Here is a 17,108-nt window from a genome sequence, read left to right on the forward strand (position 1 = left end):
CTTTATTATTATTATCAATTATCATTAAAATCCAATATTTACCCCCATTGAAAACACTGCCGTTTCAGGATATGTTCTACCTCCATTCACAAATTCAGGATCTATGTAAGACGGTAAGTCCGACACTACGAAAAGGTTTTCTCCCGAAACATAAAGGCTGCAATTGTTAATTTTCGCAGATTTTAGTATATCTTGAGGTAAGGTATAGTTCAACTGTACATTTTTCAAGCGAGTATAGGCTCCACTCAACAAATATTTGGTACTAGTCTGGAAGTTTTTACCACCTTCACCACTGTTGTTGTAAGGTCTTGGGAAATAAGCATCAACATTTTGTCCCAGAACTGAAAGTACTCTAGGGTCGCTTTTTTCATCTCGGTAGAAATCCAAGTGTTTTCCTTGGTATACAGCTGTCTCAATAGAACTACCCCCAGTAGCTGCTCCCCAATAAAAGTAACTGCTTCCCATGAACACATCACGCTTGCCTACTCCTTGTATAAATATGGAAAGATCCAATCGACCGGCATTTTTCATATTATAACCTGTTGCCAAGTTAACGCCATAATAGTAGCGAGGCGTACTGTTTCCTATCCTGCGTAAATCTCCCATGTTTTCAAGGGTTGTAGTTCCAGGGTTTACTTTTCCGTCGCCGTTAAGGTCTTCATACTTCATATCTCCCGGATACCATTTTGCGTTGAATTGAGTCTGGTCTATTAAAGTTTTTCCGTTTGCACCAAAATCTCCTGCATTTAAAAAGCGATCAGCAGTGTATCCCCAAATCTCACCTATTTGTTTCCCTACATAAAATCCGCCAAGAGAGTTGACTGTTGTATTGTATTTGGTTACTTCAGAGTGGTTGTCTCCAAGGGTCATTCCCACACTGTAGTTCCAATCTTTGGTGATATTATCGGCCCATTTAACACTTAATTCAAAACCTTTGGTTACAAATGCAGCATTGTTTACTTCAGGAGCCCCTGTACCTAACACTGCTGGTAGCGGTGTTGCCGGCCCAATGATGTCCCATGATTCTCTGTTGAAATATTCGAACTCTGAGGTAAGACGATTATTGAAAAAGCCTAATTCAATACCTAAATTAAGTGTGGTAAGCTTTTCCCATGTACGCTCCATGTTCAATATACCCGGTGTATTTACATAAGGTAAACGTGCGCCGTTGAAAATCCATGGTGACTGACTTCCTACACTCATGGTAGGGATATGCAGATAGCCTGCAGAATTACCTTGATTCCCCGTTGTACCATAGGATGCACGCAACTTGGTATAATTAACAACAGGTGCAATTTTTTCCCAAAAATTTTCTCTACTTATATTCCAACCCGCTGATGCAGAAGGAAAGAATCCCCAGCGAGAATCTTCAGAATAACGTCCTGAACCATCGTATCTTCCTGTTACTTGTAGCAAATATTTTTTGTCATAATCATAAATAAACCTTCCGAAAAATCCTTCGGTTGCCCAAGTGTTTATTGCATCGTTTACATTTCGTGTCCCTGTCGATATAGCTATGGCAGGCAATTCAGGATCAATAAGGTCTCTCGTGTTTCCAGAAAGTGAGCGGGCATTTGCCTCTTCAACTTGTGCCCCTAACTGAAGACTGAATGTATGTTTGTCAAGGCTACGTTCGTATGTCGTCCAGCCCTGCATTGTCCAGTAAGTAGATAGTGCGTTAGATTTGGCCAATGAGGACTCTGTTCCGGCTAGCAAAGTAACTGCTCCTGTTGGTCCCGTTTCATAAACAGGTATGCGTAAAGTCTGGGTGTCATTAAAGGCTACTCGCCAGTCGCCGTCAACATGTGCTGTCCAGCCCTTTCCTAATTTCATATCCAATCCCAAAATATTGTCCAAATTATGACCACTAACTCTTGTATCCCCACCGCCAATTGATGTACTGATACGAGAAAGACTACTATATTCACCAGTAAAATATTTTATTGGTGTGGTTGGCCAAGCACCGTATGCGAATGCGTAGATACGATCCCTACCTGTACCGAACTCTCCCATAGGCGCAATTGTCATGCCAAGCGAGTAGTTGGTACGATAGGTTAATTTAAGCCAATCGCTTATTTCTGTAACCAATCCGCTATTAAGATTGTATCTTCTAAAGTTGTCTATATCTTGAATGTAATTTAAATTTCCCGGTTGGTTCACAAAAGAAGTCGAAATAAAGTAGCTGGTCTTTTCACCACCACCTCTTACCGACAAATCATGTTGCTGACGGATTGAAGGCGTAAGCCAAACGTCCATCATGTCGTTATTGTTGTATGATTGTACTACATTTGGCCATGCACCATTTACTGGTGGTGTAAGTTGTTCCTCAGTATATTTTCCCGGGTGATCGATATTGTCTTTGATGATATCTAAAGCTGCGTCGTTGAAGTATGGAGCCAAAAGGCCATTCAATTGTGCTTGGTTTCTTGCAAGGGCAAAAGTATAGGAGTCAGCTGTATGTGGCGTTCTTACTGGGAAAACTATTCCACTATTTCCGCTATAGGTTATTACAGGCTTCTCATTTTTCTTACCCATTTTTGTCGATACTACAAGTACACCATAAGGAGCACGAGCACCATAGATTGCAGATGATGCGGCATCTTTCAGTACAGAGATACTTTCAATAACATTTGGATTAAGTGTATTAAACTGGTCCACACTTGCAGGGATACCATCAATTACCACCAATGGTTCAGTAGCACCACCAGTCAGTGCGGCTTGCCCCCTGATTGTAATGGTTGGTCTTGAACCCGGTGTGTTTCCTCCAGCAGGTGTAGAAACTACTAAGCTGGCAGATGCCCCTTGTAAAAGCTGAACGGCACTGGTTACAGGGCGATTTGCGAATGACTTAGAAGTAATCGTTTCGACAGCACCTGTCATGCTTATTTTCTTTTGTGTACCGTAACCAACTACTACTACATCATTTAATGACGTAACATCTTCATTCATTTCTATTGTTAGTTCGGTTTTTGATCCTACAGTAATTTCACGGGAAATAAACCCAATAAATTTAACAATAAGGGTGGCATTTTGTTTTACATCAATGGTGAACGCTCCATTGTAATCGGTAGTTACACCGTTTTTGCTTTCTTTTTCAATAACAGAAACTCCCGGCAAGGGAATACCTTTGTGATCTTTAACTATTCCGGTTACTGTTTTGGATTGCGCCATAACCGATAGACTGAAAAGTAAGAGTAAAGTAGATGTCAGAAAGCATCTGAGAAAAATTTTAGTTGTCATCAATATTGGTTGTTTAAATTTGTTTTGATTAATTAATGCTATCGTAAATGTCAGTAAAACTTTTGTTTACGATGGGTAATAAGGAAAGTTATCCTGATTCAACCCTTGGCTTGGAAACGTGTGGTGGTGAGTAAAAATTCATATCCTAGTTTTAAATTTGTTTTAATTTTTTGTGAGGGTATTTAAAATTGGTTTTTGTATAAAGTGGTTATATCTACTTTTGGTACAGATTTTAACAGTTCATCCAACTCAGTATCTGTTCCCATTAATAGCGGGAAAAAATTGCTATTCAGTACTTGATCCTGTTCCATTTTTGGAAAATTATGCAAAGCACTTAAACGATCGTAGTTGGCTGTGTTTCCAAGTGTTTGATGTTCCATGGCATTTAAAACAACAGCTCTTCGTGGTCTTTCAGAAAAATTTGCATAGGATCCATGCATCGTTAACGGATGGTGAAAACTGGCATATCCTTTTGGTAATTCATTGGCAAATTTTTTGTCAAAAGCAATAATTTGTTCTTCGTTTAATACACCCCTTACAGCCTCCATATCGCCGGCAAGTCCTGTAATTGGTAGCAATCCCCATTTATGACTGCCCGGCACGTAATAAAGACAGCCGTTTTCTTTGGTGGCATCGTCAAGTCCAATCCAGCAAGTTAAATGGTGCATAGGTTTGGTGAAAGTCCAGTAGGAGAAATCCTGATGCCAAGCCACTACTCCGCCGTGTTTAGCGGGCTTGCAAAACAATTGGTCATGAAAAAGACGAAAAGGTTGTCCTAACAATTGATAAGCAGCCATGCGATAGGCCGGAGACCATACCAAATCATGAAATCCTGGTGTTACTCTCCACGCACCGATGGCGTGAAATAGCACTTTACTCGGGTCTTCGGATTCATTGCTTTCATAATGGTAAAACAAATTCTTCTCGGTATTATCAATTGTTTGTAGGTGTTCTAGTTCTTTGTTCAAGATATCAACTTGCTGTGGGGTCATTATTTGAATACCCGAAATATATCCGTCTTCTTGAAATGCTTTGATTTGGTCTTCGGTGAGAACATATTTTTCCCATTCTTTTGCATTAGCCGGCTGCTCAAAAATTGCAGATACAGGAGAATTATAATTCGCTAGGTCAAAAGTTAAAGCAGTTGTTGAGTTTTTCATAATTTCTAAATATCTAAAGAATTGGTATATATTTTATGATAATCCTAAGAAGTCAAGCTTTTCACTTTGTCAATAATCTTGATTTTAGCAAATTAATCACAATGCAAGTAATAAGTTTGTGTCGGTTTGCGAAAAAAAACAGTCATTTTGCGAATAGGGTAAAATGAGCTGATAAAGTGTGAGTGAAGAGGCTGAGTTGTTCAGCAAATTTTTTGGGTGAGATAAAAAATAAAAAACCTTTCGAATATGCGGTATTCATAAGGTTTTTATGCTGTAAATTATGAAAAGGAGGCTGGTGTTTAAGAAACTTTTGAAGTGTAATTCATAAGAAATTTACCGAAAGATTAGTTGAGTTTGAAGTGTTAAAATCTAGCAAATAAATACGTATTATCTTATTTTTTTATTCATAAAACTGTTAACATTATGCCAAAATATCGTCTTTTTAGAATTCTGTATAACAGATTGAACGTCACATGTTGTGCTGTTGTCTATTTTTTAATATATAATTTACTTTAACGATTTAGTTAGATTCAACTTTTTAAGTAGTAATCTTTTGTAATTTAAAATTGTCCTTTTGCAAATGAAATATAAATTAGCAAGCAAGGTTGATGATTTGATGACTTATGAATTTTTCAGAATTCTCTAAAATGAAAGAAACTAGGATTCTTTATATCTCGAACGATACTCAAGTGGTAACATGCCGGTGTACTGCTTAAAGTACCGGGTAATGTTCTCAAAACTTGTAAAGTTTAATTCGTAGGCGATTTGCCTAAGGGTTAGATTAGAATTTGTCAACAAAAATTTTATTCGATTGATACGAACTTTCTTTATTTCTTCGAGTATTGTACTATTGATGCTTTCGCGAAATCTTTTTTCTAGTATCCTGCGAGACAGGGTGGTGGCACGCACAACAGCATCTACGGATATATCATTGGTGGTTGCGGTATTGACAATGTAATATAAAGCGGTACGTACCTGTTCATCCTCTACCGCCAATGCAGTTGAGTTCCTTGTTATGATGGTATTTTGGTTCACCATAATATCGGAAGAGGGTTTTTCTCCAGATTCTATCCATTGGCACAATGTCTGAGCAGACAGGAAGCCTGCTTGTCTGCCATTTTGATCTATACTTGATAGCGTTGGGGAAGCCATTTCACATAACATTACATCGTTGTCAACCCCAAGTAGGGAAAAATCATCTGGCACCTTGGCTTGCAGGTTTTTTGCCGCTTCCAATAAATGAATATTTAATTCATCTGTAACCGAAAAAATTGCACACGGTTTTGGCAATGTATCCAGCCATTCCACGAGTTTTTCTGGAAGTTGTTCCCATAATTCAACAGAATTGTTATAGATGTAACTATTTACTGTACAGCCTGATTTAGCAAGTGTTGTTTCATATCCTCGTTGTCGTTCCAGTGACCATTTAAAATCCTTGAATCCAAGGAAAGCAAAATTTTTAAAACCTTTTGAAGTCAGATAATTGGCTGCCATTTCTCCAATGGCTAGGTGATCTCCCCACACATTGATAAAGTCTTTGTATAATTTGGTATGGGGAAATAGGATAACGGGAACGTTCAATCGTATAAGATTTTTAAAGCCTTCCAATTCCCTGGTCAAAATACCATCAGGTTCCCATTGTATTATTCTTTTTTGCATTTGATGCAGATTGCTTTTTCCAATATATTTAGGAGAAAGGAAGAAAAAGGTGAACTTATCGTGCAGTTTGTTGAAATTGGTAATACCCATCAACAAGTCTCTGTCATACGCTCTCGAAGTATCCATTAAGACTACTATTTTCAGCTTATTTTTCACATTTAGGTAATTTTAAGTTTTTTTTGAATGTTATAAACCAAAAGTAATGACTTTCAAAGATATTGAAAAATGTTCGTCAGTTAGACACGATATTTGCATTTAAAAAACACAAACGCCCTGATGCTATTGCACAATGTCATTAAGTTAAACTTTTTGTTTTCTCGCAAAGCCGCAAAGCCGCAAAGAATTCGGTCAAAAACTTTGCGTCTTTGCGCCTTTGCGCGAGCTATATTTAGAATAATCTTATCGAGAATTCCTTAACTTAATAACATTGTGCTTTTGCAAGGCAAGCGAATTGTTAAAGACAAAACCGTATATTTGTGAATCTGAATTTAACATACAAAATAATGGTGCGCTTATTTCTTGGCTGTTTTCTTTTTTTGTCACTTTTTAGAGGGTATTCTCAAGAGGAGACATTTTCAATTGATACTTTGCATGTTAAGATTGATAGCCTTTACAGGGAAGATCAGTTTTATGCTGGACTTAACTATAATTCTCTTTTGAAAAAGCCAAGCGGTGTATCTCAGGAAAAAATATCTTTTGGTTTTTCTGCCGGATTCCTTAGAGATATGCCAATAAACAAAAAAAGAACTTTTGCGATAGCGCCAGGTATTGGATTTTCATTCAATAATTATCTCCAAAATATGACGATTACAGGAACCAGTCAAAATCCTGTTTATGGAGTAATGCCATCTGATTTAAGCTATGACAAAAACAGGTTTGAACAATTTCGGGTTGATGTTCCAATCGAATTCAGATGGCGTGATTCGACTCCACAGGAGTTTCAGTTTTTTAGAATATATGGAGGTTTTAAGGTAAGTTATTTGTTGTATGATAAATCGGTTTTTGATGATGGAAATGTAAAAACCGTCATTAAAGGCAATAAAGATTTTGAGGATTTTCTCTATGGTGTGTATCTTTCTGTTGGGTACAGCGCGTTTAATTTGCAGGTAAGTTATAATTTGAACTCTTTTTTTAAATCGTCTGCCCAAATCGATTCGGTACCAATTACAATGAATGCTTTGAATATAGGTGTTGTCTTTTATATTTTATAGCCAAATAAAAAGAAACAACATTTGAGGAATACTTCCTAGCAACAAACCTATAATCAGTTCCTTGGGGGTGTGAGCTTCCATTACCAAGCGCGATGAAGCCACAAAACCATTCATCAATAAAAAAAAAGGAATTAAAAAAACATTCCCCGTTTGGAAATGCGTATTCAATCCAAATGCAAAAACGGTCAAGGCAGAAATAGCTAGCATATGCAAACTGGCTTTGATTTTGGCAAATAACAGTCCGAGTGCAAATAAGATGCTAAATAACGCACCTAGGAAAAAAAAATGCAATTCGAGAAAATGTTCCAGTGTAATGGTTTTTCGAAGCAGTAAAAGAATTAAAAAGCACTGGAAAACCAATGGTGTTTTGCGTTGCTCCAAGTCAGCAATCATTATAGAATCGACTTTTCCGACGTATCGCAATAAATAATACAATGCTATGGGAGTCAAAATGGTAATAATCCCAATCTGTAAAAAAAACATTCCCATTTCATTGGCATTAAAATCCGAAAGATGGTATAGAAAATAGAAAAAGCAAGCTTGTACAGGTGTAAAAAGCGGGTGGAAAATATATGAGAATATGGGGAGTGTTTTTTTCAATTTCTAAAAATGGATTTATAAAATGTAAGGCCCAAAAAAGGTCTCACAGTTTTTTTCTCATACGTGCCACAGGGATTTCCAGCTGTTCACGGTATTTTGCAATTGTTCGTCTAGCTATCGGATATCCTTTTTCTTTGAGGATTTCGGCCAATAAATCATCTGGAAGCGGATTTTTTTTGTCCTCTTCTTCGATTGTATTTTGTAAAATTCTCTTTATTTCTATAGTGGAAACTTCTTCACCCTGATCGTTTTTCATTGCTTCAGAGAAAAAATCTTTTACGAGTTTTGTGCCATACGGTGTTTCTACATATTTACTATTGGCTACACGGGAAACTGTCGAAATATCAAGACCAATTCTATCGGCAATGTCTTTTAATATCATTGGTTTCAACCGCGTTTCGTCACCATCCAACAGATACTCTCTCTGATAATGCATAATGGCATTCATCGTAACAAATAAAGTGTCCTGACGTTGCTTTATGGCATCGATAAACCACTTGGCCGAATCGAGTTTTTGTTTGATAAACTGAACGGCGTCTTTTTGTGAATTCGATTTGTCTTTTGATTCCTTATAGGTTTGCATCATTTCCTGATAATCTTTGGAAACGTGCAATGAAGGGGCATTTCTGCCATTTAGCGTAAGCTCTAAATCGCCTTCAACGATGCGTATGGTAAAATCGGGAACAATGTTTTCGGTAATTTTGTTGTTTCCTGAAAAAGATCCGCCCGGTTTGGGGTTGAGTCTTTCTATTTCGTGAATGGCATTTCTTAACTGCTCGTTGGAAATGCTAAATTTCTGAATCAGTTTGTCGTAATGTTTTTTTACGAAAGAATCAAATTGGTTTTCGATAATCGAGGTGGCCAATTCAACCGATTCTGTTGGGGTTTTGTGTTTTAGTTGCAGTAGTAAACATTCCTGTAAATCGCGTGCTCCAACTCCTGTTGGTTCAAGTTCATGAATAATATGCAGGATTGTTTCAACCTGTTTTTCGGTAGTATAAAGCCCTTGGGTAAATGCCATATCATCAACCAAATCCGGGATGCTTCTTCGGATATAGCCCATATCGTCGATACTTCCAACCAAAAATTCAGCAATATCACGTTCTTCATCATTTAGCATAAACGTGTTCAATTGATTGATGAGATCCTGATGAAAGCTTATGGCTGCAGCAAATGGCGTTTCTTTGGTTTCGTCGTCATCGCTGTAATTGTTGGCTTGTGTTTTGTAATCAGGAGTGTCGTCACTGTTGAGGTATTCGTCTATGTTGATGTCTTCAGACTCTATTCTGTCTGCTTCAGAATCATCATAGTCGTCATAATCTTCGGTATCGTATTCGTCTTTTTCATATAAATCCTCCTCTTTGCCTGATTCCAGAGCAGGATTTTCGTTCATTTCTTCCAGTAATCTTTGTTCAAATGCTTGCGTAGGCAACTGAATTAACTTCATCAACTGGATTTGTTGTGGAGATAATTTCTGAGATATTTTTAAATTTAAAAACTGCTTTAGCATTTATATATTGTTTGTGGTTTGTTGTTTTTGGTTTATAGTTTGTTGCAGAACTTTAACAATAAACTATAAACCAAAAACGATAAACATTTTAAAAATCAGCATTCTGTGGGGTTCTTGGAAAAGGAATTACATCACGAATATTTGTCATTCCGGTAACAAAAAGAACCAATCTTTCAAATCCAAGTCCGAAACCGGAGTGAACCGAACTTCCAAATCTTCGGGTATCAAGATACCACCATAATTCTTCTTCATCGATTCCTAAAGCTTTCATTTTTTCGACCAAAACATCAAAACGTTCTTCACGTTGTGATCCTCCTACGATTTCCCCAATTCCCGGGAAAAGAATGTCCATAGCGCGAACGGTTTTTCCGTCCTCGTTCAAACGCATATAGAAAGCTTTGATATTTGCCGGATAATCAAACAAGATAACCGGTGATTTAAAGTGTTTTTCTACCAAGAAACGTTCGTGTTCCGATTGTAAATCGGCGCCCCATTCATTGATGATGTATTGAAACTTTTTCTTTTTGTTTGGAGTCGAATCTCTCAGAATATCAATTGCTTCAGTATAAGAAACACGTTTGAAATTGTTTTCCAAAACAAAGTTAAGCTTTTCCAGTAAAGTCATTTCACTTCTTTCAGCTTGCGGTTTTGTTTTTTCTTCTTCTAACAAACGACCTTCCAGGAATTTCAAATCCTCTGGACACTTCTCCATTGTATATTTAATTACATATCGGATAAAATCTTCGGCAAGATCCATATTGTCGTTCAAATCATTGAAAGCAACTTCGGGTTCAATCATCCAAAATTCGGCCAAATGGCGTGATGTATTCGAATTTTCGGCTCTAAAAGTAGGTCCGAAAGTATAAATTTGCCCCAAAGCCATAGCAAAAGTTTCACCTTCCAATTGTCCGGAAACTGTTAAGTTGGTATGTTTCCCGAAGAAATCTTTTTTGTAATCAATATCGCCTTCTTCATTTTTTGGCAAATTGTCCAATGGCAAAGAAGTTACCTGAAACATTTCGCCTGCACCTTCGGCATCAGCTCCGGTGATAATTGGCGTATTTACATAAACAAAACCTTTTTGTTGGAAATAACTGTGCACCGCATAAGACAAAACCGAACGAACGCGCATGATAGCTCCAAAAGCATTTGTGCGTACACGCAAATGTGCATTTTCACGCAGGAATTCCAAAGAGTGTTTCTTTGGTTGCATAGGGAATTTCTCGGCATCTGAGTCGCCTAGGATTTCGAGTTTTTTAACCTGAATTTCATATTTTTGGCCAGCTCCTTTACTTTCCACCAAATCACCCGTTACCGAAACTGCTGCTCCCGTTGTGATTCTTTTTAAGATTTCGTCTGAGGTATTCTCAAAATCGACAACACACTGTATGTTATTGATGGTCGAACCATCATTTAAAGCAATAAATTGATTGTTTCTAAAAGTTCTAACCCAACCTTTAGCATTAATTTCCTGTAACGTCGTTGAACTGTTTAGTAAGTCTTTAACCTTCGTGTGTCTCATTTTAATTTTAATTTTAAATTTTTAGTCCCGATGGCAGTAGGGATGATTTTTGATTTAATCTAAAATTAGTTTTTTTATCTAATGCAAATATAAATCATTTGTTTGTAATTGCCATTACTTCGTCTATTCGCTTCGCTAGAGTGTGGGATATGGTATATTAATGAGTGTTTTTAAAGTTATTAAGTTAAGCTTTTTTTATCACAAAGGAGCAGAGACGCAAAGTTTTGAACCTATTTTTTTTTGCAATTTCGCGCCTTTACGAGAAATTGGTTTGTAAAACGTTTAAAATAAAAAAGCATCCAAAAAAACGTTTTTTGAATGCTTTTATAATATGCTGTTACTGATTAATGAGTAGGCTCTGTTGTGTCTTCTTTTTTGGTTTTTTTCTTTTCAAAAGTCAATACCAATGATGGTAAAACCAATAAATTGGCAAACATGGCAAAAGCCAAAGTGCACGAAATTAATCCTCCAAGTGCTATTGTACCGCTAAAACTAGATAGTGTAAATGTGGCAAATCCGATGATTAATACAACCGAGGTATAAAAAGTACTGATTCCGGTTTCTCTTAACGAACTGAAAACAGATTTTTTTATTTTACCATTATTCTGGATTAAATCATGGTGGTATTTTGCCATAAACTGAATGGCATTATCCACCGAAATACCAAAAGCAATACTGAAAACCAATATCGTAGAAGGTTTTAAGGGGATTCCAAAATAGCCCATTAACCCCGATGTGATGCAAAGCGGTAAAACATTTGTAATTACAGATGCCATTACCATCTTGAATGATCGGAATAAATAAAGCATTAAAATTGCAATTACGACGATTGCAAAAATCAAGGATTCGATTAAGTTGTCTACCAAATAGGCAGTTCCTTTCTGGAAAACCAAAGCTTTTCCGGTAACGGTAACTTCAAAATGGTCTTTCGGGAAAATTTCATCAATTTTGGAATGTAATTTTTTCTCGATTTTTGCCATTTTATCGGTACCGATATCTTTCATGAAAGTTGTGATTCGGGCATATTGTCCAGTAGAATCCACATAAGATTTCATTAGATTGTCTTTGTTGTTTTTGGTGGCATTTTTGGCATAACTCAAAATAAATGCCTGTTCCTGCGAACTTGGCAATTCGTAATATTCAGGGTTCCCGTTATAATAAGCTTGTTTTGAATATTTAACCAAATTTACAACCGAAACCGGTTTTGCCAGTTCAGGAATTTCCGAAATGGTATTTTGTAATTCATCCATTTTGCGGAGCGTGGATGCTTTCATAACACCTTTTTTCTTTTTGGTGTCAATCATAATTTCCAACGGCATAACTCCGTTAAATTCTTTTTCGTAAAATAAAATATCTTTAAAAAAGGATGCGCTTTTTGGCATTTCGCCAATCAAACTTCCTGAAACTTTCATTTGTAAAACCCCAATAACACTAAAAATCAATAGAATAACGTAAATAGTGTAAATTACTTTTCGCCGGTATTTTACTGTGTTTTCAACAAAATCCAATAAAGATGAGATGTAATTTGTTGTTAAATGATACAAATGTTTTTCTTTTGGCATAGCCATAAAACTGTAAACAATTGGTACGATAAGCAATGTCAAAAGATAAACTGAAATTACATTGATGGATGTCACCAAACCGAATTCAAAAAGCAAATCATTACCAGTAATCATAAATGTTGCAAAACCGATCGCAGTGGTCAAATTCGTCATCAAAGTAGAAACTCCGATTTTTGAAATAATACGTTGTAACGCCTTTGCCTGATTGTTGTGTAACTTGATTTCCTGTTGGTATTTATTAATCAAGAAAATACAATTTGTGATTCCGATTACAATAATTAATGGTGGAATTATAGCCGTTAAAATCGTGATTTTATAATGAAATAATCCAAGTGTTCCAAACGACCAGATTACACCAACAATCAAAATACAAATTGACATAAACGTTGCACTGAACGATCTGAAAAAGAAAAAGAAAATTAGGGAAACGGTTAATAAAGCTGCGCCAATAAACAGACCGATTTCACCTTTCATATTATCAGCATTTATCGTTCGGATATAGGGCATTCCCGAAACACGAAGGTCGACTCCGGTTGTTTTTTCAAATTTGTCGATTTTCGGTACCAGATTCTCGATGATAAAAGTTTTTCTTTCAGCCGTATTTACAATGTCTTTGTTGATATATATTGCAGAACGGATAGCACCACTTTCTTTATTAAATAACAATCCTTCATAAAAAGGCAGATTATGGAATAAATCGTACTGTACCTTTTTTAAATATTTAGAATCGGTTGTTTTGCTTTGATCGATAAAAGACGAAAGAACAAACTTTTGGTTAACAGTATCTTTTTCTAATTTTTTTAAATCATTTAGAGAAATTACCAAATCGACATCTTTGGATTTTTTTAAGCCAGTCATCAATTCGTTCCAGGCGGCATAATTTTTTGGAGTAAAAAATTTAGGATCCTGAAAACCAATTACAATCAGATTTCCTTCCTCGCCAAATTTGTCCAAAAACTTTTGGTAATCTTTGTTGGCGACATGATTTTTGGGAAGCAGATTAGCTTCGGTGTATGTCATCGAAAGGTTTTTCCATTGATATCCAAGGAAAATTGTTATCAGCGAAACAATAATTAAGAGTGTAATTCTGTTTTTAAGTATGATTCTGGCTAGTTTTTCCCAAAACCCATTTTGAACACTATTTTTCATAAAATCTTTAAAATGCATGCAAATGTAAGCAAAACACAAAGAAATCATGCGTAAAGACTTCAATTTTATGGTTTTTGTTGGGGTTTTGGACTTTGTTTATTCACAATAAAATAATTTCTTTATAACTAATTATAAAATTGTTTTTCTCATCTTTGTTTCGTTAAAATCAAATAGGTTCATTATTTTAATATGAAAAAGTACAAGAATACAATATTTTATTTGGGAGTTACAGGTGGGTTTTCTGTTTTGATTTATTGGATTATTAAGTCAGGAAAGCATCTAGAAGGGAATGAGGCAATTGTTCATCCTGTGGAAAGTGGCAGCTCATGGAACGATTTTCTTAATTCGATGATCCATAACGTGCAGGATCCTTTGGCAATATTACTGGCACAAATAATAATGATTATTCTTGTGGCCCGTCTTTTTGGCTGGTTTTTCAAAAAAATAGGTCAGCCTTCAGTAATAGGTGAGATTATTGCCGGAATTGCGTTGGGACCATCCTTGCTGGGCTTGTATTTTCCTGAATTTTTTCACACGCTTTTCCCTGCTAATTCTCTGGAGAATTTAAAATTCCTGAGTCAAATTGGGTTAATACTTTTTATGTTCGTAATCGGGATGGAACTTGATGTAAAAGTATTGAAAAACAGGGCAAAAGAAGCTGTTGTAATTAGCCATGCGAGTATCATTATTCCTTTTTCTTTAGGAATTGGATTGGCTTATTTTGTATACAATCGTTTTGCCCCCGAAGGAGTTACATTTCTATCGTTTTGTTTATTTATGGGGATTGCGATGAGTATTACGGCTTTTCCTGTTTTGGCTAGAATTGTACAGGAAAGAGGGATGCATAAAACCAAATTAGGAGCCATTGCAATTACTTGTGCCGCAGCCGATGATATAACGGCTTGGTGTATTTTGGCAGTGGTAATTGCCATTGTAAAAGCTGGTACTTTTGAAAGTTCAATGTTTATAATCTCATTGGCTGGGATTTACGTAGTAGTGATGATCTTTTTGGTTAAGCCTTTCCTAAAACGAATAGGAGAATTATATGGCACCAAAGAAAGTTTGAGCAAACCTGTGGTGGCTATTTTCTTTTTGCTTTTGATTATTTCTTCTTATGCTACAGAATTAATCGGTATTCATGCTTTGTTTGGTGCTTTTATGATGGGAGCCATCATGCCCGAAGTGCCCAAATTCAGAACGGTTTTTATTTCAAAGGTCGAAGACGTGTCTGTTATATTATTACTGCCTTTGTTTTTCGTATTTACAGGTTTGAAAACAGAGATTGGTTTACTCAATGAGCCTTATTTATGGAAAATTACGGGCTTGATAATTCTTGTCGCTGTGGCTGGAAAGTTTTTTGGAAGTGCTTTGGCAGCCAAATTCGTTGGGCAAAGCTGGAGAAACAGTCTCGTGATAGGAGCCTTGATGAATACGAGGGGATTGATGGAATTAATCGTGTTAAATATTGGATTGTCTCTTGGGGTTCTTACTACCGAAGTTTTTACGATGATGGTAATTATGGCTTTGGTGACAACATTTATGACGGGGCCTGCTTTGGATTTGATTAATTATATTTTTAAAACCACAGACATCACCGATCACGAGGACGAAGAGCTTAATCACAGTAAGTACCGAATTTTGATTTCTTTTGGTAATAACGAAAAAGGAAAATCGTTGCTGCGATTGGCAAGCAGTTTAATCAAAAAACAAAAAGAAGTTTCTTCAATTACCGCTTTGCATTTGTCTCTAAGTGACGAAATGCACTCCTTTAATATGGAAGATAAGGAAAAAAGCAGTTTTAGTCCAATAGTGAAAGAAGCGGTTGTATTGAAACAGGAAATAACGACCATTTTTAAAGCGACAATAGATATAGATACCGAAATAATTGATATTGCCAACCAAGGAGAATACGATTTGTTATTGGTTGGATTAGGAAAATCCATATTTGAAGGAACGCTATTAGGCAAAGTGATTGGGTTTACCTCACGAATGATTAACCCCGAAAGATTATTGGATAAATTTACTGGTAAAGAAGGTTTGTTTGAGAATTCTCCTTTTGACGAAAGAACACGCCAAATTGTTTTGAAAGTAAAAATGCCGTTGGGGGTTTTGATTGATAAGGATTTAAAAGAAGTGAATAAGGTTTTTGTTCCTATTTACGGTTCCGAAGATTCTTTTTTGATTGATTATGCCCAAAAAATAATTTATAATAATAATGCGAATGTTACTTTTTTGGCAACTAATAGTCATGTGCAATCCAATTTCGTAATTGCAAGTGCTTTGGATTCCCTTAAAAATAAATTCCCGAAAAATGTTGTTTTGGATAATGAATCTGTTTTGACTGACGCCTTTTTAATAGATCAGGATTTAGTGATTGTAAGCTTGGAAAGCTGGAAAGATTTGTTGGATTCGCGCCCCGTTTGGTTAAGTAGCGTTCCGTCGGTGTTGATTATTAAACCGTAATTATGAACTGGATATTACTTATTATTGCCGGGCTTTTTGAGGTGGGTTTTGCCACTTGTTTGGGTAAGGCAAAAGAAACAACCGGAATGGCCTCTACGTTGTGGATGGTTGGTTTTTTTATTGCGCTTTCAATTAGTATGACACTGTTGTACAAAGTTACCCAAACCCTGCCAATAGGAACTGCTTATGCAGTCTGGACTGGAATTGGCGCAGTAGGAACCGTTTTGGTAGGTATTTTTGTGTTTAAAGAACCTGCTACTTTCTGGAGACTTTTCTTTTTGTTTACTTTGATTTCGTCTATTGTTGGACTGAAATTTGTATCTGCCCATTAAAAGAAGCTTCATTTGAGGTGAATTCTTATTTTTTACTAGTTACGTGTTAAACTTGAATGCGTATTAGTTTTTCACGCAAAGTCGCAAAGTCGCAAAAAAAACGGTTTAAAACTTTGCGTCTCTGCGACTTTGCGAGAGTTATAATAAAAAACTGCGTAAAAAAAACTTTGTAAACCGAAAAAGATACCTAAATGCTTTAAAAAAAGTTTGGTCTCCCAATTGTAAAAATTCACTTTAGTTTTAGAAAACCGATTGCGTTACTGTATTCGGAAAATGTGTTCTGATAATTTCAAGTAGCGCATCCTTAGTCATAGGCTTTTGTCTGAATTCCGAAATTTCAGCTATGGATTCAGCTTTGGCTTTGTCAGCAGGATTAAACGAACTGCTGAGCATTACAATAACAATATTGTTTTTGATTGCTTCATCCAGATTTTGATAGGCTTCGATAAATTCCCATCCGTCCATAACAGGCATATTGATGTCCAAAAGAATTAATTGGGGTTTAGGATATTTCCCATTATCCGATTCAAATTTTCCTTTATTACAAATGTAATCGATGGCTTCTCGGCCATTTAAGGCTACTTGTACATGTTCTATTATATTGGCTTTTTGTATGATTTTTTTATTGATGAAATTTGTAGCAAGATCATCATCGACCAATAGGATACAGTTTAGTGTATTTTCCATTTTTATATGATAA

11 protein-coding genes are annotated in these 17,108 nt (G+C 36.2%); 3 read left to right on the forward strand and 8 right to left on the reverse strand.

The features are described 5' to 3' along the window. Positions 1-24 precede the first annotated feature (24 nt). The 3 genes from EM308_RS05580 to EM308_RS05590 form a co-directional block, all read right to left on the reverse strand. The gene (locus EM308_RS05580; RefSeq protein WP_081907223.1) at positions 25-3,240 is read right to left on the reverse strand and encodes a SusC/RagA family TonB-linked outer membrane protein; all 3,216 of its coding nucleotides are present in this window, start codon (positions 3,238-3,240) and stop codon (positions 25-27) included. Between the two features lie 182 nt (positions 3,241-3,422). Continuing rightward, complete coding sequence (locus EM308_RS05585) at positions 3,423-4,400, reverse strand: phytanoyl-CoA dioxygenase family protein (protein ID WP_051877645.1); 978 nt, start codon at positions 4,398-4,400, stop codon at positions 3,423-3,425. A gap of 657 nt (positions 4,401-5,057) precedes the next feature. Further along, complete coding sequence (locus EM308_RS05590; RefSeq protein ID WP_197056107.1) at positions 5,058-6,215, reverse strand: XylR family transcriptional regulator; 1,158 nt, start codon at positions 6,213-6,215, stop codon at positions 5,058-5,060. A 320-nt stretch (positions 6,216-6,535) separates the two neighbouring features. Between EM308_RS05590 and EM308_RS05595 the strand changes: the two genes are divergently transcribed. Continuing rightward, on the forward strand, positions 6,536-7,270 hold the full coding sequence (locus EM308_RS05595) for a porin family protein (RefSeq protein ID WP_231559976.1): 735 nt from the start codon (positions 6,536-6,538) through the stop codon (positions 7,268-7,270). On the opposite strand, the gene EM308_RS05600 is transcribed toward EM308_RS05595, so the two are convergent. The 4 genes from EM308_RS05600 to EM308_RS05615 form a co-directional block, all read right to left on the reverse strand. Next, a complete protein-coding gene (locus EM308_RS05600; protein ID WP_035634199.1) occupies positions 7,265-7,870 on the reverse strand; it encodes a hypothetical protein in 606 nt (201 codons plus the stop codon). The two genes, EM308_RS05595 and EM308_RS05600, sit on opposite strands and share 6 nt — an antisense overlap. Before the next feature lie 43 nt (positions 7,871-7,913). Further along, positions 7,914-9,380 carry an RNA polymerase factor sigma-54 gene (rpoN, locus tag EM308_RS05605; RefSeq protein WP_035634200.1) on the reverse strand — a complete coding sequence of 489 codons (1,467 nt, stop codon included), beginning with the start codon at positions 9,378-9,380 and terminating at the stop codon, positions 7,914-7,916. Positions 9,381-9,468: 88 nt separating this feature from the next. Next, positions 9,469-10,902: an asparagine--tRNA ligase gene (asnS, locus tag EM308_RS05610; RefSeq protein ID WP_035634201.1), complete on the reverse strand. Its 1,434-nt coding sequence runs from the start codon at positions 10,900-10,902 to the stop codon at positions 9,469-9,471. A gap of 344 nt (positions 10,903-11,246) precedes the next feature. After that, entirely contained in the window at positions 11,247-13,613 is a 2,367-nt protein-coding gene (locus EM308_RS05615; RefSeq protein WP_035634432.1) for an efflux RND transporter permease subunit, read from the reverse strand. Positions 13,614-13,802: 189 nt separating this feature from the next. Here EM308_RS05615 and EM308_RS05620 point away from each other — a divergent pair, with 189 nt between their 5' ends. Both EM308_RS05620 and EM308_RS05625 read left to right on the forward strand, forming a co-directional pair. After that, positions 13,803-16,076 carry a cation:proton antiporter gene (locus EM308_RS05620; RefSeq protein ID WP_035634202.1) on the forward strand — a complete coding sequence of 758 codons (2,274 nt, stop codon included), beginning with the start codon at positions 13,803-13,805 and terminating at the stop codon, positions 16,074-16,076. A gap of 2 nt (positions 16,077-16,078) precedes the next feature. Continuing rightward, the gene (locus EM308_RS05625) at positions 16,079-16,408 is read left to right on the forward strand and encodes a DMT family transporter (RefSeq protein ID WP_035634203.1); all 330 of its coding nucleotides are present in this window, start codon (positions 16,079-16,081) and stop codon (positions 16,406-16,408) included. A 240-nt stretch (positions 16,409-16,648) separates the two neighbouring features. Here EM308_RS05625 and EM308_RS05630 read toward each other — a convergent pair whose 3' ends face one another. Beyond that, positions 16,649-17,095, reverse strand: coding sequence for a response regulator (locus EM308_RS05630; protein ID WP_035634205.1), 447 nt, complete (start codon positions 17,093-17,095; stop codon positions 16,649-16,651). Between the last annotated feature and the right edge of the window lie 13 nt (positions 17,096-17,108).

It is taken from the genome of Flavobacterium gilvum (genome assembly GCF_001761465.1).
GTDB classification, from domain to species: domain Bacteria; phylum Bacteroidota; class Bacteroidia; order Flavobacteriales; family Flavobacteriaceae; genus Flavobacterium; species Flavobacterium gilvum.